This is a genomic window from Rhodanobacter sp. KK11 (assembly GCF_033345435.1).
Classification (GTDB): Bacteria; Pseudomonadota; Gammaproteobacteria; order Xanthomonadales; family Rhodanobacteraceae; genus Rhodanobacter.
Map to the genome: position 1 here is coordinate 92,721 of NZ_JAWPMI010000003.1, position 22,673 is coordinate 115,393.

Sequence of the window (22,673 nt, forward strand, 5' to 3'; positions counted from 1 at the left end):
TGATCCGGCACGAGCGTGAACCTTTATCCCGACTGACGGTCTGAAGCCGGGCTCGTTGCCAAGACCGGGCAAGCACCGCACAATGCGGGGCCTGCCTCCAGCGGGGGGCCGGCCGGCGATACCGGCATATCCATACATTGAGGGAGTTACGAATGAAGCACTTTCTGCGTCCCACGCTGATGGCGGCCGCGATGGCCGTTGCGTTGGGCATGACGGCCGGCGTCGCCGCCCAGACGGCCGGCGCTGCCGGCACCGTCGACAAGGCGAAGGCCAGCTATGTTGTGGGTTGGGAGATTGCTTCCCAGGTTCCGCCGATCATGCGCGACGAACTGGATCCGAATGCGGTGGCCAATGCGGTTAAGGCGGCGCTGTCCGGCCAGAAGCCGACCATGAGCGAAGCCGAGGCCAAGCAGGTGCACGAAGCCTTCATGGCCAAGATCCAGGCCAAGTACCAGGCCGAGATGACCAAACTGGCGGCCAAGAACAAGGCCGAAGGCGACGCCTTCCTGGCCAAGAACAAGACCGCGCCGGGCGTGAAGACCACGGCGTCGGGCCTGCAGTACCAGGTGCTCAGCCAGGGCACGGGCGCCCGTCCGGGTCCGAACGACACGGTCGAGATCAACTACACCGGCAGCTTCGTCGACGGCCAGGTGTTCGATGCCTCCGACAAGCACAATCCGCCGGGCGCGGCCAAGATTCCGCTGGCCGGCGTGATCCCCGGCTTCCGCGAAGGCCTGCAGCTGATGCAGGTGGGCGGCCATTACAAGCTGTTCATCCCGGCCGCGCTGGCCTACGGCGCCGAGCCACAGCCGCCGATGCCACCGAACGCCACGCTGATCTTCGACGTGACCCTGGTCAAGACCGGCCCGACCCCGGCAGGCGCGGCTCCGGGCGGCAAGTAATCAGGTTCGCCGCCATCCGGTAACCGGGAAGGGCGCGAAGCGATTCGCGCCCTTCTGCTTTTCCGCCGCCGGCGGGCGCCGTGCGTCCGAGTGGTTAGAATAGGCGGCTAACGTCCAAGGGACTGCTGCAACGATGATGAAAGTCACCATTTTCGGTACCGGCTATGTGGGCCTGGTCACCGGTGCCTGTCTGGCCGAAATGGGCAACCACGTGGTCTGCGTCGACATCGACGCGGGCAAGGTCGAGCGGCTGAAACGCGGCGAGATTCCGATCTACGAACCGGGTCTGGAAGAAATCGTGCTGCGCAACCATGCCGGCGGCCGGCTCGACTTCACCGTTGAGGCGGCGCCGGCCATCGCCCACGGCGAGCTGATCTTCATCGCCGTCGGCACGCCGCCGGACGAGGACGGCAGTGCCGATCTGCAGTACGTGCAGAAGGTGGCCGGCACGATTGGCCGCCACCTGGACCGCTACGCCGTGGTGGTGAACAAGTCGACCGTGCCGGTGGGTACCGCCGATCGCGTGCGCGAGGCCGTCGCGGCCGAGCTGGCGGCGCGCCGGGCTACGGTGGAGTTCGACGTGGTGTCGAACCCGGAGTTCCTGAAGGAAGGCGCGGCGGTGGAAGACTGCCTGCGCCCCGATCGCATCATCGTGGGGGCATCCAGTGAGCGTGCGGTGGCGTTGCTGCGCAAGCTGTACGCGCCATTCAACCGCAATCACGACCGCATGGTGGTGATGGACGAGCGCTCGGCCGAGCTGACCAAGTACGCCGCCAACGCGATGCTGGCGACCAAGATCAGTTTCATGAACGAGATCGCGAACATCGCCGAGCGGGTGGGCGCCGACGTGGAACTGGTACGCCACGGCATCGGCTCCGATCCGCGCATCGGCTACAGCTTCATCTATCCGGGTGCCGGATACGGCGGCTCGTGCTTCCCCAAGGACGTGCAGGCGCTGGAGCGCACCGCGCATGCCCATGGTTACGAGGCGCGCCTGCTCGGCGCGGTGGAAGCGGTCAACCGGCAGCAGAAGGGCAAGCTGTTCGAGCTGATCTCGCGCCATCTCGACGGCAGGCTGGCCGGCAGGACGGTCGCGCTGTGGGGGCTGGCGTTCAAGCCGAATACCGACGACATGCGCGAAGCTCCCAGCCGGCGCCTGATGGAACAACTGTGGAATGCCGGCGCGAAGGTCCGTGCGTTCGATCCGGAGGCGCGCGAGGAAGCGCGACGCCTGTACGGCGACCGCGACGATCTGGTGCTGTGCGAGCACGCCATGGATGCCCTGCAGGGTGCCGACGTGCTGGCCGTGGTCACCGAGTGGAAAACGTTCCGCAGTCCGGATTTCGCGGCGATCCGCGCCGCGCTGGCCGTGCCGGCGGTCTTCGACGGGCGCAACCTGTACGACCCGGTGGCGGTGGAGGAGGCGGGCCTGGCCTACTACGGCATCGGCCGTGGCCGCAGCCTGCAAGTGGCACGATGAACGGCCCGGACGACATGCTTGCCCGGCGGCTCGACGAGTTGGAGGTCAAGCTGACCTTCATCGATGAGGCGGTGCAGGCGCTGACCACGGCGGACGCCGACCAGGCGCAGCGCATTGCCGTGCTGGAGCGCGCCCTGCGCGACCTGCGTGGCGAGATGGCATCGCTGCGCATCGCGCAAGGCGACGATCCGCACAACGAGCCGCCACCACCGCATTACTGACCCGAACCCATCCAGACCGTCGATCCCGGAACACGTATGGCCGATTCCCTGCGCGATCAGCTGCTCAAGAGCGGCATCGTCAAACAGGTCCAGCAGGACCGGGCGCGCGAGCCGAAGCGCCCGACCCTGCCGCCCGGCAAGCCCGCGCGCAAGGGCGGCAAACCGCACGCCGCCCGGCCATCGGAGCAGAGTCAGCAGGACATTGACCTGGCCAAGGCGTATGCGCTGCGCGCCCAGACCGAAGCCCGCGAACGCCAGCGGATCGAGCGCGAGGCCGCCGAGCAGGCCAGGCTGCGGCGCGAGCGCAAGCAGCGGATCCAGCAACTGCTCGAAGGCAAGGCGCTGAACAAGGCAGAGGCCGAGCAGCCGCGCAACTTCGAGTACGGCGGCAAGATCCGCCGGGTGCACGTGGACGCCGCGCAGCTGGCGGCGCTCAACGCCGGCGAGCTGGGCGTTGTGCAGCAGGGCGGCCGCTATCTGCTGGTCAGCCGCGAGGTCGCCGAACAGGTGCGCGACATCGACCCGCACCAGCTGGCCCTGCTGGTCGATCCGAATGCCGCCGGTACGGGCGACGATGGCGTGCCCGACGACCTGATGTGGTGATACCGGCCTTCGTCAACGAAAACGCCCGGCCATGCCGGGCGTTTTCGTGCCGGTCGTCGCGAATCGTTCAGTCGACGGATGCGGCCGGCAACGCGAAACCATTCTGCGCCAGCGCCGGAAGCTCCCAGCCGTGCTTCGGCTTGAAGCGGTCGCCGTAGCGCTGCGCCAGCTGTTCGAGCCGGGCCTTGAGCTTGTCCGCGCCTTCGCTGCGCGCGTACTGGATCGGGCCACCGCGGAACGGCGCGAAGCCGGTGCCGAAGATCACCCCGGCGTCGAGCAGGTCGGCGTCGTCGACCACACCGTCGGCGAGGCAGGCAATGGCTTCGTTGACCATCGGCAGGATCATCCGTTCCTGCACGTCCGGTGGCGTCACGTAGTCCTTGTCGACCTCGGGCTTCTCCGGCTTGCCGTCCTGCCACACGTACAGGCCCTGACCGTCCTTCTTGCCGCGCTTGCCGGTCGCGAGTTTCTCGTCCAGCCCCGGCGGCAGTTCCAGGCCCAGGAACGGCGCCAGTTCCTTGCCTACCGAGGCGCAGACGTCCAGGCCGACGGTGTCGGCCAACTCGATCGGCCCCATCGGCATGCCGAATTTCTTCGCCTCGCGGTCCAGCACCGGGCCGGGCACGCCCTCGCTGTACAGGCGCATCGCTTCGAGCAGGTAGGGCATCAGGATGCGGTTGACCAGGAAACCCGGCGTGCCCTTGACCGCCACCGGCAGCTTGCCGATCGCCTTGCAGAATGCCAGCGCGCGCTTCTCGACGGCCGGGTCGAGCATGTCGTGGCGCACCACTTCGATCAGCGGCATCTGCGCCACCGGGTTGAAGAAGTGCAGGCCGAGGAAGCGCTGCGGCGCCTTCAGGCCCTTGCGCAGCTCGTCCAGCGGAATGCTGGAGGTGTTGCTGGCGAGGATTTCGTCGGCCTGGAACTGCGGTTCGATGCTGGCATACAGCGCTTCCTTCGCCCGCGCATTCTCGTAGATCGCCTCGATCGCCAGCTCGGCCGAGGCCGCGCCGCTGCCCTCGACGTCCGCGCGCAGGCGGCGCATGGCCGCCTCGACCTTTTCCGGCGCCTTCAGCTTCTTCTCGTACAGCGCCCGGGCACGGTCCAGCGCGGGCTGGACGAATTTCATCTCGCGGTCCTGCAGGGTCACCTCGAAGCCCTTGAGCGCCACCCATGCCGCGATGTCGCCGCCCATCACACCGGCGCCGACCACGTGCACGTGCGTGATGCCGTGCTCGGTGCCGCCGCCCTGGCCCTTCAGCCGTTCCTGCAGGAAGAAGATCCGGATCAGGTTCTGCGCGGTCGGCGACTGCGCCAGCTTCGCCACCGAGCGCGCCTCGATCTTCAGCCGCTGCCGGATGGCCGAGCCGCCGCGCCGCCAGACGTCGATCATCGCGAACGGGGCGGGGTAATGTTCCTTGCGCACCTTCGCGGCGGTCTGCTTGTACACCATCGGCGCCAGGATCTGTCGGGCCAGCCAGCTGTTGCTGGCCCAGGCCTTGGCACGCCGGGCGAACGGGCGCGTCGCCGGGTGGCGCAGCAGCAGCCGCGCTTCGACCAGCAGGTCGTCGGGGCGGGCCAGCCGGTCGACCACGCCCAGGGCCAGCGCGCGCTTCGCCGACAGCGACTTGCCGGTCAGCATCAACGGCAGCGCTTCAGTGGCGCCGATCAGCCGCGGCAGGCGCGCGGTACCGCCCCAGCCGGGATGGATGCCCAGCATCACTTCGGGCAGGGCGATCTTCGTCTTGTCGTCGTCGGCGGCGATGCGCTGGCGGCAAGCCAGGATCAGTTCGGTGCCGCCGCCCATGCAGGTGCCGTGCACGGCGGCCACGGTCGGGCAGGGCAGCCGCGCCAGCGCTTCATAGACGCGCTGGCCATGCTCGATGTTTTCCAGCACGCTGTCCTGCTTGGCGTATTCGACGAATGCCTTGATGTCGGCACCGACGGCAAACCCCGCCGGCTTGGCGGAATGCACGATCACGCCGGCCGGCTTCTCGATCGCCAGCCGTTCGACGATTTGCTCCAGTTCGTCCAGCACGGCCCGCGAAATCGCGTTCACGCTGCTGTCGGCGCGGTCGAGGGTCAGCGTGACGACGCCGTCGTCGCCTACGCTGGTCTTCCAGTGGTTGAAACGCAGTCCTTCGAACATGGGCGTGCAGACTTGGTGGCCGAAGCCCGAACCATACCGTCCTGCTGCCCTGATTGCGAGATGTGACGTGCTTGCTTGACCGTGCACAGGCGCCGGTGTGAAATCGGGGCCATCTCCGGCAAGGCTGCCTGTCGCGGCGCGCCGGACGCCATCCGGCCGGCCCTACCGGCGCACTAACGCCGACACAGCAGGACAGGGACGCAATGACTCCAGCACTGGCCTCCGTTCCACCGCAAGCCGGCGCCGAGATTTTCGAGCGGATCCTGGCGGCTCCGAGCGGCCTGGTGGTGCTGGACTGCAAGGACGTCCACACCCTGATTGACCAGTTCCGCGCGATCGCCCGGCATACCGGGCAGGCGGTGTACCTGTGGCAACCCGATACCGGCCTGGGCAGCCTGCGCGATGCGCAAGTGCGGGTGCCGGACTGCCAACGGCTGGGGAATGCGTTGCGCTACATGCAGCAAAGCATGCATTTCGGCGTGTACTTCCTGCTCGGGTTGGAGCTTCCGCTGTCGGCGATGGATGCCACCCTGCTGCGCCAGCTTGCCCGTGCGCCCAAGGGCCATCTGCGTCGCGTCGTGTTGATCGACGCGCCGGTGGCGCTGGTCGAGCACCTGGGCGAGCTGGCGACACGCGTGGGCAGCGAGGACAGCCAGCCGCGCCGTCTGCGCCTGCGTGATGGCCGATGGCTGGTTTGAGGTCGGCACTCAGATGAATTCCGGCATCCTGGTGGTCGCCGCCCGACGCGAGCTGCGTCGCAGCCTGTTCGACGCGCTGGATCAGGCAGGTTATCCGCAGATCTACAGCGCACGTGACGTGTCGCATGCGGCGATCCTGTTGGAAGGGCGTGCGTCGCTGCCGCCGCTGCAACTGATCGTGACGGTACTGGCCGGCGACGAGCAGCAGGCGCGCATCGGTTGCGAGCAGTTGCGCCGTCTGCCGGGCAGCGCCGACACGCCGTTGATCGTGGTGCTGGACGAGGAGGCCACGCTGAATCCCGTCGACCTGCCGGCCGGCATCGCCGACTGGCTTTCCGTCGCGCAGATCGGTAGCGAGCTGGTGCCGCGCTGGCGGCGCTGGCAGGCGGCCGGCGGCCAGCGGTCGCGCCCGGTGGCTGCCACGCCGGACAGCGGCGCCAGCGATGACTATCGCTACGTGTTCGAGGAAGGCGACAGCGAGTGGTTGATTGCCGATGCACAAAGCGGGCGCCTGCTGGAGGTCAGCCCCACGGTGGCACGGCACAGCCGCATGCATGCCAGCCAGTGGGAGGGCATGCCGCTGGCCGAAGTGCTGCGTTTCGAGGGTATCGCGATCGACCAGGTGCTGGCCGAGGCCAATCGCGGCTGGTATCCCTGCCAGCGCAAATCGACGGTGGGGGTTGATACCGGCCAGGCCAGCGTGCGGCGCATCCGGCATGCCGGGCGCGAGGCGCTGGCGCTGATGTTTCGCAGCGATCGCGCCGACCTGCGAGCGGAGGCGGCGCTGTCGCTGCTTTCGCGCATCTTCGCCTCGACCAGCGGCGTCGATGCGCAGACCGCCTCGGGGCGCCTGCTGTTCGACGAGCTGGGCCTGGATTACCTGGCCGTCTGGTCGGCACGCCAGGACGGCGCCGACGCACCGGTCCAACTGCTGCAGCTGTGGAACGGCGACGATCCGTCGTGGCCGCCGGCGCAGTTGCAGAGTTCGTTGCAGCTGGTGCTGGGCGGCAAGCCGATCCTGTACCGCACCGACGCGCGCAAACTGGCCGGGGTCGACCCGTTGCTGCAGCAGCTCGACCTGGCCGGGTTTGCCGGCCTGCCGCTGTACGACGAGCGCCATACCGTGCTCGGCGCGATGCTGGCCGGCAGCCGGCACGGTTTCGGCAAGATCGGCATCATCGAGCCGGTGTTGCGCTGCGCCGCCGCGCGCTTCGCGCAGATGCTGGAGCTGGGCCGCACCCGCGAACAAGGCCGCGCCGAAGGTCTGGTGGACGCCCTGACCGGCCTGCCCAACCGGCTGCTGTTCAATGACCGGCTGGACACCATCATCCGCGAGGCGACCCGCAACGGCGAGTGTTTCGCTGTGCTGTTTGTCGACCTCGACCGCTTCAAGGCGATCAACGACACCTACGGCCATGCCGCCGGCGACCAGGTGCTGCGTACGGTCACCCAGCGCCTGTGCGGCAGCATTCGCGCCTCCGACACGGTGGCGCGCTATGCCGGCGACGAGTTCACCATCGTGCTGCGCCATATCGTGAAGAACGACGACGTGCTGCGCGTGGCGGAGAAGATCGTGCAGGTGATGGAGACGCCGCTGTTCCTGGAGGACGGCACCGAGCTGCAGGTGACCGCGTCGATGGGCCTGAGCTTCTTCCCTGACGATGCCGGCGATGCGCAGACCTTGCTCAAGCATGCCGACGAGGCGATGTACGCGGCCAAGCACCGGGGCCGCAACACCTTCCAGATCTACGAGGTGAGCCCGGAGTACGCCCAGCAGCATGGCATGGCACTGAAGACGCGCCTGCGCCACGCCGAGGGCAACGGCGAGCTGCGCGTGGTCTACCAGCCGCAGGTCAACGCCGAGAGCGAGGACATCGTGGGCATGGAGGCGTTGGTGCGCTGGGAGCATCCCGAGCTGGGCATGATCAGTCCGGCGGTGTTCATCCCGCTGGCCGAGGAGACCGGCCTGATCGTCTCGATCGGCGAGTGGGTGATGCGCACCGCCTGCCGCCAGGCGAAGGAGTGGGAGCAGCGCTACGGCCTGCGCCTGCGCCTGGGCGTGAACCTGTCCGCGGTGCAGCTGATGGAGCCGCAGCTGCTGGACACCGTGGCCGCCGTGCTGCGCGACACCGGGCTGGATCCCACCCTGCTGGAGATGGAGATCACCGAGAGCATCAGCATCAAGCAGGCGCCGAACCTGGTCGAGAACCTGCACGCGCTGCACCAGTTGGGTTGCCATATCGCGATCGACGATTTCGGCACCGGCGCCGCCTCGCTGGACTACCTGCGCCGGCTGCCGGCCGACCGCATCAAGATCGACCAGAGCTTCGTGCGCAACATCGGGGTGGACCCCGACGACGAGGCGATCGTGCGCGCCACCATCGAAATGGCGCACCGGCTGAAGCGTGCCGTGGTGGCCGAGGGCGTGGAGATCGAGCAGCACCTGCAGTTTTTGCGCCAGCATGGTTGCGACGAGTTGCAGGGCTACCTGTTCTGCCGCCCGTTGCAGCCGATCAGCTTCGACAAGCTGCTGGCCGAACGGCAGCGCCTGCTGGAGGGACGTGCTGCCGAGCTGGCTTGAGCGGCGGACGGGCGCCCCCATGACTGGGGGGTCAGCCCCGGCGGGTTCGCGGCATCCGGCCGGCATGACAACCGGCCAACAGGCTGTACGTTAAGGTTGGGGCGATACTCTGCACACGTTGAACTCGGGCGCCGGGCCACGGTCTGAGCGCCGCGTTCAGTTCAAAACAGCTCCCGCAGCGGAAGACGGCATTGACGACGGATACGGCCCGGATGGGCGAAAATGAACTGGATCGCGCGCTGGTCGAGCGGGTCCAGCAGGGAGACAAGCGGGCCTTCGACCTGCTGGTGCGCAAATACCAGCACAAGGTGGTCGGACTGGTTTCCCGCTACGTGAGGAGCCACGCCGAGTGCGAGGACATCGCCCAGGAGTCGTTCATCCGCGCGTGGCGGGCGATCGGTTCGTTCCGTGGCGACAGCGCGTTCTACACCTGGCTGTACAAGATCGCGGTGAACACCGCCAAGAACCACCTGGTGGCGATGGGCCGGCGCCCGCCGTCCGGCGATATCGACGCCGACGACGCGGAGTTCATGGCCGGCGCCGAGCGCATGCACGACAGCGCCACGCCCGAGCGCGAGCTGATGCGCCAGGAAATTGAACAATCCGTGTTTTCCACTGTCCAAGCCTTGCCCGAAGAGCTGCGGACCGCCATCACGCTGCGCGAGGTGGATGGTCTCAGCTACGACGAAATCGCCGAAGCGATGGGCTGCCCGATCGGCACGGTGCGTTCGCGCATCTTCCGGGCGCGCGAGGCGATCGACGAGAAGCTGCGGCCCCTGTTGTCGGACCGCAAGGATCAGACATGAATCAGGCAGGCAAGAGTCAGGACATCCGGGAAAGCCTTTCCGCGGGCATCGACGGCGAGTTGTCGAAGGAGCAGCTGCGTTTCCTGCTGCGCCGGCTCGACCACGACGCTTCGCTGCAACAGGCATGGACCCGCTACCACGTCGCCCGCGACAGCCTGCGTCGGCAGTTGCCGCCGTTGGCCGGCCCCGACTTTGCCGAGCGGGTGATGCAGGCGATCGGACAGGAATCGCAGCCGGCCGCCGCCTCCCGGCGCAACCACTGGCTGCACTGGTCCACCGGCGGCGTGATTGCCGCCAGCGTGGCCGCCGCCGCACTGATGATCGGCCAGCCGACCGGCGATGCCGAACGTCTGACCGCATCGACCACCCAGCAGGCCAGTCCGGTCGTCGCCGCCGTGCCGGCGAACAACAAGCCGGCCGCTCCTGCCGCCGTACCGCCATGGCTCAGCGGCAATTCCGCCGGCCTGCTCAGCCAGCAGGCCTCGGCCACCTTCGGCACGCCATTCGGTCATGGCCAGCCGGCCTATGCGCGGCGCCTGCCCGGTTACCCGTCGATGCCGCGCTACCGCACGCTCGACAACAACGACGGCAGCTACCTGCTGCTGCTCGACCCGGAACAGCAGGCTGCGCCGGACATTTCGCGCTCGCGCCGGGCTTCCGCTGTCGCGCAATGAAGCGAGTCCGCGTGTGGTTGCCCGCGGCTTGCCTTTGCTCCCTTCGTCCGACCGACCCGTCTGCACCGGGCGGTCGGTGGCGCGCGCCCGGCCAAACCGGGCATGCGTCACCCAAGCTACCCATCCACTTGAAGCCTGTCGGCCGAAATCAACCAAGGAGGAGTCATGAACCATTCCATCTTGCGCAGCCTGGCCTGTTGTGCGCTGCTGGGCGTCGCCGCTGCCGGCACGGTGCAGGCGCAGGCGCCCGCCGCCGCCGCCGCCGCGCTGCCGGACTTCACCGGCATCGTGCAGAGGAACGCGCCAGCCGTGGTGCACGTCGAGGCCCGCTACAACGGCGAGCGGCAGGGCAGCAACCGCAGCATGCGCGGACGGGCGATGCCCGGGCAGGGCATGCCGGATGACCCGCAGGCGGAGATTTTCCGGCGCTTCTTCGGCATGCCGATGATGCCGTCGCCGCAGGACCAGAAGCGTACCTCGCTGGGCTCGGGCTTCATCATCTCCGCCGACGGCTACATCCTGACCAACAACCACGTGGTCGACCACGCCGACAAGGTGACTGTGCGCCTGCAGGATCGGCGCACGCTGACTGCGAAGGTGATCGGCACCGATCCGACCTATGACATCGCCCTGCTCAAGGTCGATGCGGGCGGCAGCCTGCCGGCGGTGACCCTCGGCGATTCGCGCAGCCTCAAGCCGGGTCAGTGGGTGCTGGCGATCGGCTCGCCGTTCGGCTTCGACTACACGGTGACCCAGGGCATCGTCAGCGCGGTGGGCCGCAACCTGGGCCAGCGCGACCAGCCGTATACCTCGTTCATCCAGACCGACGTGCCGATCAACCGCGGCAATTCCGGCGGCCCGCTGTTCGACCTGCAGGGCCGCGTGGTCGGCATCAATTCGCAGATCTATTCCAATACCGGCACCTACTCCGGCGTGGCGTTCTCGATCCCGATCGACGTGGCGATGAACGCGGTGCAGCAGCTCAAGAGCAAGGGCTACGTCTCGCGCGGCATGCTCGGGGTGACGGTGCAGCCGGTCGACGACGACATGGTCAAGGCGTTCGGCCTGGAGAACGGCGTGGGCGCCGCCGTGGTCGATGTCACCGCGGACAGTGGTGCGGCCAAGGCCGGCATCCAGTCCGGCGACATCATCCTGGCCTACAACGGACAGACCCTGCAGCAGGCGTCGGACCTGCCGCCGCTGGTGGGCATGACCAAGCCGGGCAGCAAGGTGCCGGTGGAAATCCTGCGCAACGGCAAGAAGCAGACGCTCGAGGTTGCCATCAGCGAAGCCTCGCGCGATCGCAATGCGATGAACGGCCAGGGCGCTGCCCCGTCGCCAGGCAGCAGCGGGTCGGCCGCGCTGGGCCTGACGGTGGAGTCGATCGACAGCGACACGCGCAGGCAGCTCGGGCTGAAGCCGGGGCAGGGCGTGGTGATCGGCGACATCACCGGGCCGGTGGCGGCGCAGGCCGGCCTGCAGGCCGGCGATGTGATCCTGATGGTCAACCAGCAGAAGATCGGCAGCGTGGCCGAGTTCGAGGCGGCCACGAAGGGCGTGAAGGCCGGCAGTACCGTGCTGCTGCTGGTGCGCCGCGGCGAGCAGAGCAACTTCGTCGGCCTGACCGTACCGGAAGACAGGTGACCGAGCCGCCGCGCGCGGCCGACAGAATTGCGCCGCGGGGCCGCCCGCAGGGTGGCGTCCGCGGCGCATCAGGCCGTGCGTGGCGACAGCGGGTTCCATGCGATAATGGCGGGCTGGCGCCCTTTCCCGGCGCCGCGCCGCCGCGCATGGTGCGTGGCGGCAAGATCCCCGTCCGACGGCAGGCTGCCAGCGCTCCATGGAATTGATCCGCAACTTCTCCATCATCGCCCACATCGACCACGGCAAGTCGACCCTGGCCGATCGCATCATCCACATTTGTGGCGGCCTGGCCGACCGCGAGATGGAAGCGCAGGTGCTGGACGACAACCCGATCGAGCGCGAGCGCGGCATCACCATCAAGGCGCGCTCGGTGTCGCTGCCGTACAAGGCGCGCGACGGCAAGACCTACCAGCTCAACTTCATCGACACCCCGGGCCACGTGGACTTCTCCTATGAGGTCAGCCGCTCGCTGGCCGCCTGCGAAGGCGCGCTGCTGGTGGTGGACGCCGCCCAGGGCGTCGAGGCGCAGTCCGTCGCCAACTGCTACACCGCGGTGGAGATGGGCCTGGAAGTGGTGCCGGTGCTGAACAAGATCGACCTGCCCACCGCCGACGTCGAGAAGGTGAAGGGCGAGATCGAGGCGGTGATCGGCATCGATGCCACCGACGCGGTGGCGATCAGCGCCAAGACCGGCCTCAACGTGATCGAGGTGCTGGAGGCGATCGTGGCGCGCATCCCGCCGCCGAAGCCGCGCGACACCGACCGGCTGCAGGCGCTGATCATCGACTCCTGGTTCGACAACTACCTGGGCGTGGTGTCGCTGGTGCGCGTGATGCAGGGCGAGATCAAGCCCGGCGACAAGCTGCTGGTGATGTCTACCGGGCGCACCCACGAGGTGGACGACGTCGGCGTGTTCACGCCCAAGCGCAAGAAGCTGGACAAGCTCGGCGCCGGCGAGGTGGGCTGGATCAACGCCTCGATCAAGGACGTGCACGGCGCCCCGGTCGGCGACACGCTGACCCTGGCCGGCAAGCCGGCCGAGAAGGCGCTGCCCGGCTTCCAGACCATGCAGCCGCGGGTGTTCGCCGGCCTGTTCCCGGTTTCCGCGGACGACTTCCCGGCGATGCGCGAGGCGCTGGACAAGCTGCGGCTGAACGACGCCGCGCTGTTCTTCGAGCCGGAATCCTCCGAAGCGATGGGTTTCGGTTTCCGCTGCGGCTTCCTCGGCATGCTGCACATGGAAATCGTGCAGGAGCGGCTGGAGCGCGAGTACGACCTCGATCTGATCACCACCGCGCCTACCGTGGTCTACGAGATCCTGAAAAGTGACGGCTCGACGATGATGCTGGACAACCCGGCCAAGCTGCCGCCGTCGCCGCAGGTGCAGGAGATCCGCGAGCCGATCATCATCGCCAACATCCTCACCCCGCCGGATTACATCGGCAACGTGATCACGCTGTGCGAGGAGAAGCGCGGCGTGCAGCGCTCGATCCAGTACCTGGCGACCCAGGTGCAGATCAGCTACGAGATGCCGCTGGCCGAGGTGGTGATGGACTTCTTCGACCGGCTGAAGTCCGTCTCGCGCGGCTACGCCTCGATGGACTACCAGTTCGACCGCTTCGAGGCCGGCCCGTTCGTGCGCGTGGACGTGCTGATCAACGGCGACCGCGTCGACGCGCTCTCGCTGATCGTGCACCGCAGCCACGCCGACCGCCGCGGCCGCGACCTGGTCGAGCGCATGAAGGACCTGATCCCGCGCCAACAGTTCGACGTGGCGATCCAGGCCGCCGTGGGGGCGCAGATCATCGCGCGTTCCACGGTGAAAGCCCTGCGCAAGAATGTTCTGGCCAAGTGCTACGGCGGCGACGTCAGCCGCAAGAAGAAGCTTCTGGAAAAGCAGAAGGAAGGCAAGAAGCGCATGAAACAGGTCGGTCGCGTGGAGATCCCGCAGGAAGCGTTCCTGGCTGTGCTGAAGGTGGACAAATAACAAGTGCGATCAGCGATGATCCGTCAGGCAACCTGGAGTTAAGGCATGGAATTCGATTTTTCGGCGATTCTGCTCGGCCTCACCGTGCTGTTCGGTGTGGTGTGGGGCCTGGACCGCCTGTTCCTGTACAAGCAGCGCAAGGCGCGGCTGGATGCGGCCGGCGAGGAATACCGCGACCCGATGCCGGTGGACTGGTCGCGCTCGCTGTTCCCGGTGGTGCTGGTGGTGCTGCTGCTGCGCTCGTTCGTGGCCGAACCGTTCCGGATTCCGTCCGGCTCGATGATGCCGACCCTGGACGTGGGCGATTTCATCCTGGTCAACAAGTTTGCCTACGGCCTGCGCATGCCGGCGTTCAACAACAAGCTGGTCGACCTCGGCGAGCCGCAGCGCGGCGATGTGGTGGTGTTCCGCTTTCCCGGCTACCTGTGCCGGGACGGCGGCAAGCTGGTGCGCAGCGGCGACATGAGCTGCAGCGACCCGCACGCGCCGGTGCCGGCGCAGAACTGGATCAAGCGGGTGATCGGCCTGCCGGGCGACAGCATCGAGGTGCATGGTGCCGAGCTGTGGGTCAATGGCCAGCGCGTGGCCACCGACGAGATTGGCCCGTATGTGGGCAACCCGCGGCGCAGCGTCGACCAGCTCATGCTGAACATGGGCGCCACGGTGTGGACCGAGCACCTGGGCAAGGTCGACCACATGGTCGCGCGGATGCCCGCCTACACCACGCCGAACTCGATCCCGAACGACCGGGTGCCCTCGAAGGTGCCGCCGGGCTGCTACCTGGTGATGGGCGACAATCGCTACGACAGCCTGGACAGCCGCTGGTGGGGCTGCATGCCGGAGCAGAACCTGGCCGGCAAGGCCTTCCTGATCTGGATGAGCTGGAAGGGTTGGGGCACCGGTGGCGTGGACTTCTCGCGGATCGGCACGGTGATCCACTGAAGATCGGTCCGGCCGGCCCGGTTGGCGAAAGCGTGACGGGGTCGAATCGCGATGCACGCGCGGCCGCCGACAGTGCGAGAATCCGCAGGCATAATCGGCACGCCGGCGCGGGCGGTGCCCGGTTCACCCACCACAGAAAGGCACGCCGAACAGGCGGCATAGCGAGGGGACTATGAAATCGAAGCAGTCGGGCGTCACCCTGATCGGGTTCCTGATCATCATGGCCATCGTGGCCTTCCTGGCCTACATGGGCATGAAGCTGCTGCCGTCGTATTCGGAATACATGGGCGTGGTCAAGGCGATGAACCAGGTCGCCACCGAAGGCACCAACGGCAAGTCGCTGGACGAGATCCGCCGCAGCCTGATGTTCAAGATGGGCTTCCAGTACGTCGATGACGCCACCATCAAGCCGGCGAACATCACCGTCGTGCGCAACAGCGGCGGCGCCAACCAGCTGCGCGTGGCCTACGACAAGCAGATCCCGTTCATGTACAACATCGACTTCCTGCTGCATTTCGACAAGAGCGTGCCGCTGCAGGGCAACGTGGGTGAGTAACTCTTGGAACTGAACTACCGCTTTCGCGACCCGGCGCTGGCGCAGCTGGCGCTGACCCACCGCAGCGTCGGCAAGCCGAACAACGAACGACTGGAGTTCCTCGGCGACGCGCTGCTCGGCGCGATCGTCGCCGAGATGCTGTACGAAGCCCATCCCAAGGCCAGCGAAGGCGAGCTGTCGCGGCTGCGTGCGCAACTGGTCAACGGCCAGGCGCTGGCCGTGGTGGCGCGCGAACTGGCGCTGGGCGACGGGCTCAAGCTCGGCCCCGGCGAGCTGAAGAGCGGCGGCTTCCGACGCGACTCGATCCTGGCCGATGCCTTCGAGGCAATGGTCGCCGCGGTCTATCTGGACGGCGGCTTCGACGCCTGCCGCGAGGTCGTGCGCGGGCTGTTCGACGAACGCATCGCCGCCTTGCGCCGCTCCTCCAAGGATGCCAAGACACGGTTGCAGGAATGGCTGCAGGCCGCGGGCCTGCCGCTGCCGCAGTACGAGCTGGTCGCCAGCCACGGCGAGGACCATGCCAAGACCTTCGACGTCAGCTGCACGATCAGCGAACCGATGACGTTCACCGCCCAGGCCCATGGCGGCAATCGTCGCGCCGCCGAGCAGGACGCGGCCGAACTCGTGCTGCACCGGTTGCTGGAACAACCACGCGCGTCCTGAGGCTTTTCGCCTTCGGCACCACCGGTCCGCGGAGCGCCGCATGGCCGGCCTGCCGCCTGCGGCGAAGCACTACACTTGCCATCCGACCCGACGAGCATCCCACGTCATGAACCACCAACTGGATCCTGCCGGCGACGATCTGCCGCACGAGAACTTCCGCTGCGGCACGGTCGCGCTGGCCGGGCGCCCCAACGTGGGCAAGTCCACCCTGCTCAATGCGCTGATCGGCTTCCGCCTGTCGATCGTCAGCCCGCGGCCGCAAACCACCCGTCACCGCATCCTCGGCATCGCCAACAACGAGTCCGGGCAGATCATGTACGTCGACACGCCGGGCCTGCACCGCGGTGCCAAGCGCGCGATGAACCGCAGCCTGAACCGCGCCGCGCGTTCGGCGATCAGCGACGTGGACCTGGTGGTCCAGGTGATCGAGGCCGGCCGCTTCACCGACGAGGACGAAGCGCTCTACGCCGCACTGGTCGAACAGTCCGTACCGCGCCTGCTGGCGATCAACAAGGTCGACCTCAGCAGGGACAAGTCGGCGATGCTGCCGTTCGTGGCCGAGCTCACCGCGAAGCACAGCTACGACGAGATCCATTACGTCAGCGCGCTCAAGCGCAAGGGCCTGAAGGAGCTGGAGCAGGCGATCCTGCAGCGCCTGCCGGTGCGTCCGCCGGTGTTCGGCGAGGACGAGATCACCGACCGCAGCGAGCGATTCCTCGCCGCCGAGTTGGTGCGCGAGCAGCTGATGCTGCGGCTCGACCAGGAGCTGCCGTACGCCACCACGGTGGAGATCGAGCAGTTCAGCGACCGCCCCGACGGCATCGCCGAGATCCACGCGATCATCTGGGTCGAACGCGCCGGCCAGAAGGCCATCGTGATCGGCAACGGCGGCGCCCAGCTCAAGGTGATCGGCACGAACGCGCGGCGCCACATGGAGCGCCTGTTCGAGCGCAAGGTGTTCCTGAAACTGTGGGTGAAGGTGCGCGAAGGCTGGGCCGACGACGACAACATGCTGAAGAAGCTCGGCTATACGGACTAGCACCGGGATTCGGCATGGGAGATTCGGGATTCGCAAAAACCCGAAGCCTGCACGCTCTTGTCGATCCCGAATCCCCCATCCCGGTTTTCGCCCCATGCGCCTCGAACAGCAAGCTGCCTACGTCCTGCACGCGCGCCCCTACCGCGAGACGTCGCTGCTGCTCGAATGCCTGACCCGCGAGCAGGGCCGGCTTGGCGTGGTCGCGCGCGGCGTGCGCGGCGAACGCGCGCGATGGCGACGCGCGCAGCTGGAACCGTTCCAGCCACTGGCGCTGGGCCTGTTGCTGCGCGGCGAGCTGGCCACGCTGACCGCGGTCGAGACGGTGGGCAATCCGGTGCGTCTGGCCGGCGACGCCGGTCTGGCCGGGCTGTACCTCAACGAACTGGTGGTGCGCCTGACGGGGCGGCAGGACCCGTACCCGCGGCTGTTCGACGCCTATGCGCTGGCGCTGGTGCGGCTGGCCGCCGGCGAGCCGCTGGCCTGGAGCCTGCGCCGTTTCGAACGCGACTTGCTGGAGGCGATCGGCTACGGCCTGCAACTGCAGCACGATTCGGACACCGGCGAACCGCTGGAGGCGGAGGCGTCCTACCGCTACCTGGTCGAGCAGGGCGCCGTGCGCTGTGCGGCCGACAGCCCGCATGCATTGCGCGGCAGCGACCTGCTGGCGCTGGGGCAGGACCGGATGCCCGACGGCAGCGGCCTGAAGCCCCTGCGCGACCTGATGCGCGAGGTGATCCGCTTCCACCTGGGCGGCGGCGAGCTGCGCGCGTGGCGCGTGCTGGCGATGGCGGTGTCGGGCCGCCGGAAGACACCGGATTAGCTGTCCAGTGCCTGCAGCGTCGCCAGCAGGGTCTTGCGGAAGCGCGCCAACGCGACCGGCGTGGCGCCGCGCTGGGGCAATTGCTGCTGCAGCAGTACGGTCTGCGTGGCCAGTGCGGCTGCGCCGCAGAAACCGCAGGACGAACGCAGCCGGTGCAGGCGCTCGCCGAAGCCGTTGCGGTCGCGGCTCAGGGTGTCCAGCTCCTGGTGCAGCAAAGCCAGTTCCTCGCGCAGCAGCAGGCGCAGGGCGCGCATGGTGGTGGTGTCACCGCTGGCGGTCAGCGCGGCGCGGTCGTCCAGCATGCGCGCGCCGCGGCGATCCGGTTGCACCAGCCCCAGCACGACTTGCAGCTCGGCCAGGCTACAGGGTTTCAGCAGGATCTCGCTGAAGCCGGCGTCGAGCAATGACTGGCGGTCGCCCGGCGCCAATTCGGCGGTGGTGGCCACCGCGACGCTTTCCGCCGAGCGGGCCTGCTCGTCTTCGCGCAGTGCGGTCAGCACCTGCAGCGCGCCGGCGCCGGGCATGCGGCAGTCCAGCAGCAACAGGTCGAAGGGCTCGGTGCGTGCGCGCTGCAGCGCCGCCGTGCCGTCCGTGCAGGCTTCCGCGAAGGCCCCCATCGAGGCCAGCCCGTCGCACAGGAAACGGCAACTGCCGGGGTCGTCGTCGGCCACCAGTACCCGGGCACGGGTGGCGCTGGTCGGGTCGAAATCTGCGTTGGCGAGGGGACTGTCCATGACGAAATCCATATCGTTCATCTTGATTTGGCAGAATGGCCTGACATGCGCCCGACTTCAAGCTACTTCCTGCTGTGTTGCTGCCTGTTGCTGGGGATCGGCTGGGCAGCGCCTGCGTGGGCGGAGGTGCTGCTCACGGCGAAGTCGATCAGCATTCCCGGCGTCCATCTGCAGACGGTAACCCTGCGTCTTGGCGAGGACGCCGCCGGCGGACTCCGGCTGCAGCTGAGCGCCGGGCAGGCCGACGTGCCGGCGATGGGCTGGCGGCGGCTGGGCTTGAATCTTGACGGCAACCTGCAACGGGATGCCCGCCTGCGCTGGACCCTCGACGGCACCGTGCGCCTGGCCGGCGCGCCGGGCGGTGCGCTCAGCGACGCTCACGTGAACGTCCAGCTCAGCGAGGCCGCCAATACCGTGCAGGTCGATATCCTGCAGGGCAAGGCGCACGCCAGCACCGCGCTGCCGCTGGACCAGCCCACCCACGCGCAGATCAGCCTGGACAACCTTCCCGTCGGCTGGCTGCAGGGCCTGCTCGGCACGGTCTGGTCGGGGCGCCCCACCGGCGGCCGGCTGGATGCCGAGCTGGCGCTGGACCTGCGCGACCCGGGCCTGCAGTCGTCCGGGCGGTTCACCCTCAGCAATCTGGGTTTCGACACCCCGAGCGGCACCCTGGCGGGGCAGGGGCTGGACGGCAACGGGCGCTTCAGCCTCGACACCACCACCGGCCCGGCGCGGATCGAGCTGGACGCCGCCCTGCGTGGCGGCGAATTGCTGCTGGGCTCGATCTACGCCAGGCTGCCGGATCATCCGGTGCAGCTGGGTCTGCATGCGAATGCACAGAATGGCGCCTTCGAGTTGAGCCGCCTGCGGCTGGGCGATGCCGATGCGCTGCAGCTCGACGGCGCCATGGCCTTCGACGCGAAGGGCACGCTGAAGACCTTGCGGCTGGACCGCCTGCACGCGAGGTTCCCGGAGGCCTACCAGCGCTACGGCGAGGCCTGGCTGAGCACACTGGGCCTGCACAACATGCGCATCGCCGGCCAGCTGAGCGCCAGCCTGGACTTGCGCGCGGACGGTCCGCACGCCTTCGCCTTCGATACCGACGGTCTGAACCTGGCTGATGCGGATGGCCGGCTGGCGATCGACGGCCTGCAGGGCGGGCTGGACTGGGCGATCGACGGCGAGCGGCCGGCCACGACGCTGGGTTGGCGCACGCTGCAGTTCCACCGGATCGTGAACGGCGCGGCCCAGTCACGGTGGCAAAGCCGCGCCGGCACACTCAGTCTGCAACAGCCGCTGCTGGTGCCGGTGCTGCAAGGCCAGTTGCGGATCGGCCAGTTGGACTGGCGCCCGGCGGCGGCCAAGGGACAGCGGCTGGCGGCTTCGCTGGCGCTGACCGACGTCGACATGAGCGCCTTCAGCCGGGCCATGGGCTGGCCAGCGTTTCCCGGCACGCTCGGCGGCGCGATTCCCTCGCTGCGCTGGGTCGACGATCGCTTCGAACTGGACGGCGGTCTGTCGGCCAGCCTGTTCGGCGGTTTCGTCGACATCACCCGGCTCTCGCTGCAGCAGCCGTTCGGCGCCACTCCGGTACTGAACGGCGACATCGCGCTGAAACAACTGGACCTGGCCGCGATCACCAGCGTGTTCGACTTCGGCAGCATCACCGGCCCGCTGGACGGTTCGATCGAGGACCTGCGCCTGGTCAACTGGAGTCCGGTCGCGTTCAAGGCCAGCCTGCTCGCGGGCGAGGGCGGACGGATCAGCCAGCGCGCGGTGAACAACCTCACCGCGGTCGGTGGCGGCGGCATCGCCGCGGGCCTGCAGGGCGCCGTGCTGAAACTGTTCAAGACCTTCGGCTACAAGCGCATCGGCCTCAACTGCACGCTGCAGGGCTCGCTTTGCCGGATGAGCGGCCTGGAAAGTACCGACGACGGCTACACTATCGTCGAAGGCAGTGGCTTGCCGCGGTTGCAGGTGATCGGCCACCAGACCCAGGTCGACTGGCCGACGCTGGTGCGGCGCCTGCAGGACGCGATCCACGGAGAGACGCCGCAGATCCGCTGAGCGGAGCGTGGGTGGTGGCTCTTCCACCCTTTCAACTACGGGAGTTCGTCATGCGCAAGCTCGTCTACGTCATCCTGACCTCGCTGGCCGTGGCGCTGGTCGGCTGCGTCACCATCAACGTGTACTTCCCCGAGGCGGCGGCGCAGAAGGCCGCCGACCAGTTCATCGGCAACGTGCTGAACGAGGCGGCGCCCGCCGCTCCGTCGCCGAAGGTGCAGCAGCCGGCGGCAAAGGATGGCAAGCAGCCGTCGGCGATGCTGCTCGACCTGCTGGTGCCGGCCGCTTACGCCGCCGATACGCCGGACATCCGCATCCAGACCGCCGCCACCGAAGCGATCCGCGGGCGCATGCAGAGCCGTTTCCAGGGCGCGCTCGGCGACCTGCTCGACAGCGGCGCGGTGGGCTTCACCCGCGACGGCATGGTGGCCATGCGCGACGCCGCCAAGGTGCCGCTGAGCCAGCGCGCGCAGGCGAATGCCACGGTGGCCGACGAGAACCGCGACCGCACCGCGCTGTATCGCGAAATCGCCAACGCCAACAACCATCCGGAATGGGAAGCGCAGATCCGCACCACCTTCGCCAGGACCTGGATCGAGAAAGCGCACGCGGGCTGGTATTACCAGGATGCCTCCGGCGCCTGGCAGAAGAAGTAAGCCGCGGGCGCCATCCGGGCCGATCTGGGATAATCGGGGGCCAGCCCGCATGGCCCCATCGTCCGTAGCTCATGTCCCGATCCAACTCCGTTCCGTCGACGCCCTTCGAAGCCCACATCACTGCCCTCGGCCATGACGGTCGCGGCGTGGCCCGCATCGACGGCAAGACGGTGTTCGTCAGCGGCGCATTGCTGGGCGAACACGTGCTGGCCCGGCTGCGCAAGCGCCACCGCCACTTCGACGAAGCCGAAGTGGCCGAAGTCATCGCCGCTTCGCCGCACCGCGTCGAGCCGCGTTGCCGGCACTACGCGCAGTGCAGCGGCTGTTCGCTGCAGCACATGGACGCGGCCGCGCAGATCGAGGCCAAGCAGCGCGTGCTGGCGGAGAATTTCGAACGCATCGGCAAGGTGACGCCGGCCGCCTGGCTGCCGCCGCTCACCGCCGAACCGTGGGGCTATCGGCGCAAGGGCCGGCTGTCGGTGCGCAACGTGGCGAAGAAGGGCCGCGTGCTGGTGGGCTTCCGCGAGGAACAGAACCCGCGCTTCGTCACCGAGATCCGGCAGTGCGAAGTGATGCATCCGACGTTGGGCCCGAAGGTCGGCCTGCTCGCCGACCTGCTTGGCACGCTGGACGCGGTCAACGACATCCCGCAGATCGAGTTTGCCGCCGGCGACGATCTGATGGCGCTGGTGTTCCGCCACATGCAGCCGCTGGGCGAACGCGACCTGGCCGCGCTGACCGCGTTTGGCCAGCAACATGGTTTCGCGATCTACCTGCAGCCCGGCGGCACCAGCAGCGTGCATCCACTGTGGCCGGAGCATCCGCGGCTGGCGTTCCGCATCGGCAGTGGCGACGCACGTTTCGCCGACGTCGAGCTGGAGTTCCAGCCGCTCGACTTCGTGCAGGTCAACGCCGGCATGAACCAGCTGATGATGGCGCGCGCGCTGGAGCTGCTCGATCCGCAACCGGGCGACCGCGTGCTCGACCTGTTCTGCGGCCTCGGCAACTTCACCCTGCCGATCGCCCGCCGCGTGGCCGAAGTGGCGGGCGTGGAAGGCGAGCATGGCCTGGTCGAGCGCGCCGCGCAGAACGCCGCGCGCAACGGCATTGCCAACGCGCGCTTCCACGTGGCGAATCTGTTCGAAGACCAGCGCGCCGCCGACTGGGCGCGCGCACCGTGGGACAAGCTGCTGCTCGACCCGCCGCGCGCCGGTGCGGACCAGGTGCTGGACTACCTGCCGCACAAGGCCACCAAGCGCATCGTCTACGTCTCCTGCCATCCTGCCTCGCTCGCGCGCGATGCCGGCATCCTGGTCAACCAGCACGGCTTCCGGCTGTCCGCGGCCGGCGTGATGGACATGTTCCCGCATACCTCGCACGTCGAATCCATAGCTTTGTTTGAGCGGTGATGCTTGTGCATTCGTCCGTGAATGCGAAGATCAAGAAGCGGCCAT

20 protein-coding genes are annotated in these 22,673 nt (G+C 68.1%); 18 read left to right on the forward strand and 2 right to left on the reverse strand.

The window, feature by feature from the left end:
• The first annotated feature begins 152 nt into the window (after window positions 1-152).
• The 4 genes from R5H19_RS08330 (at window position 153) to R5H19_RS08345 (ending at window position 3,206) form a co-directional block, all read left to right on the forward strand.
• Complete coding sequence (locus tag R5H19_RS08330) at window positions 153-902, forward strand: FKBP-type peptidyl-prolyl cis-trans isomerase (RefSeq protein ID WP_318158520.1); 750 nt, start codon at window positions 153-155, stop codon at window positions 900-902.
• A gap of 136 nt (window positions 903-1,038) precedes the next feature.
• Window positions 1,039-2,382: a UDP-glucose/GDP-mannose dehydrogenase family protein gene (locus R5H19_RS08335; RefSeq protein WP_318158521.1), complete on the forward strand. Its 1,344-nt coding sequence runs from the start codon at window positions 1,039-1,041 to the stop codon at window positions 2,380-2,382.
• A complete protein-coding gene (locus R5H19_RS08340) occupies window positions 2,379-2,603 on the forward strand; it encodes a SlyX family protein (protein ID WP_318158522.1) in 225 nt (74 codons plus the stop codon). Before R5H19_RS08335 ends, R5H19_RS08340 begins: the two co-directional genes overlap by 4 nt.
• A 36-nt stretch (window positions 2,604-2,639) precedes the next feature.
• A complete protein-coding gene (locus R5H19_RS08345) occupies window positions 2,640-3,206 on the forward strand; it encodes a DUF2058 family protein (RefSeq protein ID WP_318158523.1) in 567 nt (188 codons plus the stop codon).
• Window positions 3,207-3,273: 67 nt separating this feature from the next.
• Here the strand turns inward: R5H19_RS08345 and R5H19_RS08350 are convergent, their stop codons facing one another.
• A complete protein-coding gene (locus tag R5H19_RS08350) occupies window positions 3,274-5,355 on the reverse strand; it encodes a 3-hydroxyacyl-CoA dehydrogenase NAD-binding domain-containing protein (RefSeq protein ID WP_318158524.1) in 2,082 nt (693 codons plus the stop codon).
• A gap of 203 nt (window positions 5,356-5,558) precedes the next feature.
• Between R5H19_RS08350 and R5H19_RS08355 the strand changes: the two genes are divergently transcribed.
• From R5H19_RS08355 to recO, 11 genes are all read left to right on the forward strand, one after another.
• Window positions 5,559-6,053: a hypothetical protein gene (locus R5H19_RS08355; protein ID WP_318158525.1), complete on the forward strand. Its 495-nt coding sequence runs from the start codon at window positions 5,559-5,561 to the stop codon at window positions 6,051-6,053.
• Between the two features lie 13 nt (window positions 6,054-6,066).
• Window positions 6,067-8,634: a bifunctional diguanylate cyclase/phosphodiesterase gene (locus R5H19_RS08360; RefSeq protein WP_318158526.1), complete on the forward strand. Its 2,568-nt coding sequence runs from the start codon at window positions 6,067-6,069 to the stop codon at window positions 8,632-8,634.
• A gap of 212 nt (window positions 8,635-8,846) precedes the next feature.
• Window positions 8,847-9,440 carry an RNA polymerase sigma factor RpoE gene (rpoE, locus tag R5H19_RS08365; protein WP_318158527.1) on the forward strand — a complete coding sequence of 198 codons (594 nt, stop codon included), beginning with the start codon at window positions 8,847-8,849 and terminating at the stop codon, window positions 9,438-9,440.
• Window positions 9,437-10,114 carry a sigma-E factor negative regulatory protein gene (locus R5H19_RS08370; protein ID WP_318158528.1) on the forward strand — a complete coding sequence of 226 codons (678 nt, stop codon included), beginning with the start codon at window positions 9,437-9,439 and terminating at the stop codon, window positions 10,112-10,114. Before rpoE ends, R5H19_RS08370 begins: the two co-directional genes overlap by 4 nt.
• A gap of 165 nt (window positions 10,115-10,279) precedes the next feature.
• Complete coding sequence (locus tag R5H19_RS08375) at window positions 10,280-11,758, forward strand: Do family serine endopeptidase (RefSeq protein ID WP_318158529.1); 1,479 nt, start codon at window positions 10,280-10,282, stop codon at window positions 11,756-11,758.
• Window positions 11,759-11,954: 196 nt separating this feature from the next.
• Window positions 11,955-13,745: a translation elongation factor 4 gene (gene lepA, locus R5H19_RS08380; protein WP_318158530.1), complete on the forward strand. Its 1,791-nt coding sequence runs from the start codon at window positions 11,955-11,957 to the stop codon at window positions 13,743-13,745.
• Between the two features lie 45 nt (window positions 13,746-13,790).
• A complete protein-coding gene (gene lepB, locus R5H19_RS08385; protein ID WP_318158531.1) occupies window positions 13,791-14,687 on the forward strand; it encodes a signal peptidase I in 897 nt (298 codons plus the stop codon).
• A gap of 172 nt (window positions 14,688-14,859) precedes the next feature.
• Window positions 14,860-15,243 (forward strand): DUF4845 domain-containing protein, encoded by a 384-nt coding sequence (locus tag R5H19_RS08390; RefSeq protein WP_318158532.1) that lies wholly within the window; start codon window positions 14,860-14,862, stop codon window positions 15,241-15,243.
• A 3-nt stretch (window positions 15,244-15,246) separates the two neighbouring features.
• The gene (rnc, locus tag R5H19_RS08395) at window positions 15,247-15,906 is read left to right on the forward strand and encodes a ribonuclease III (RefSeq protein WP_318158533.1); all 660 of its coding nucleotides are present in this window, start codon (window positions 15,247-15,249) and stop codon (window positions 15,904-15,906) included.
• A gap of 106 nt (window positions 15,907-16,012) precedes the next feature.
• Entirely contained in the window at window positions 16,013-16,945 is a 933-nt protein-coding gene (gene era, locus R5H19_RS08400) for a GTPase Era (RefSeq protein ID WP_318158534.1), read from the forward strand.
• 94 nt (window positions 16,946-17,039) lie between these two features.
• Window positions 17,040-17,765 carry a DNA repair protein RecO gene (gene recO / locus R5H19_RS08405; RefSeq protein WP_318158535.1) on the forward strand — a complete coding sequence of 242 codons (726 nt, stop codon included), beginning with the start codon at window positions 17,040-17,042 and terminating at the stop codon, window positions 17,763-17,765.
• Here the strand turns inward: recO and R5H19_RS08410 are convergent.
• A complete protein-coding gene (locus tag R5H19_RS08410; protein ID WP_318158536.1) occupies window positions 17,762-18,499 on the reverse strand; it encodes a response regulator in 738 nt (245 codons plus the stop codon). The genes recO and R5H19_RS08410 overlap by 4 nt on opposite strands.
• Before the next feature lie 45 nt (window positions 18,500-18,544).
• Between R5H19_RS08410 and R5H19_RS08415 the strand changes: the two genes are divergently transcribed.
• The 3 genes from R5H19_RS08415 to rlmD all read left to right on the forward strand — a co-directional run bounded on the left by R5H19_RS08415 (window position 18,545) and on the right by rlmD (window position 22,628).
• Entirely contained in the window at window positions 18,545-20,566 is a 2,022-nt protein-coding gene (locus tag R5H19_RS08415) for a hypothetical protein (protein ID WP_318158537.1), read from the forward strand.
• A 50-nt stretch (window positions 20,567-20,616) separates the two neighbouring features.
• The gene (locus tag R5H19_RS08420) at window positions 20,617-21,219 is read left to right on the forward strand and encodes a YdbL family protein (protein WP_318158538.1); all 603 of its coding nucleotides are present in this window, start codon (window positions 20,617-20,619) and stop codon (window positions 21,217-21,219) included.
• A 71-nt stretch (window positions 21,220-21,290) separates the two neighbouring features.
• Entirely contained in the window at window positions 21,291-22,628 is a 1,338-nt protein-coding gene (rlmD, locus tag R5H19_RS08425) for a 23S rRNA (uracil(1939)-C(5))-methyltransferase RlmD (RefSeq protein WP_318158539.1), read from the forward strand.
• Window positions 22,629-22,673: the final 45 nt, after the last annotated feature.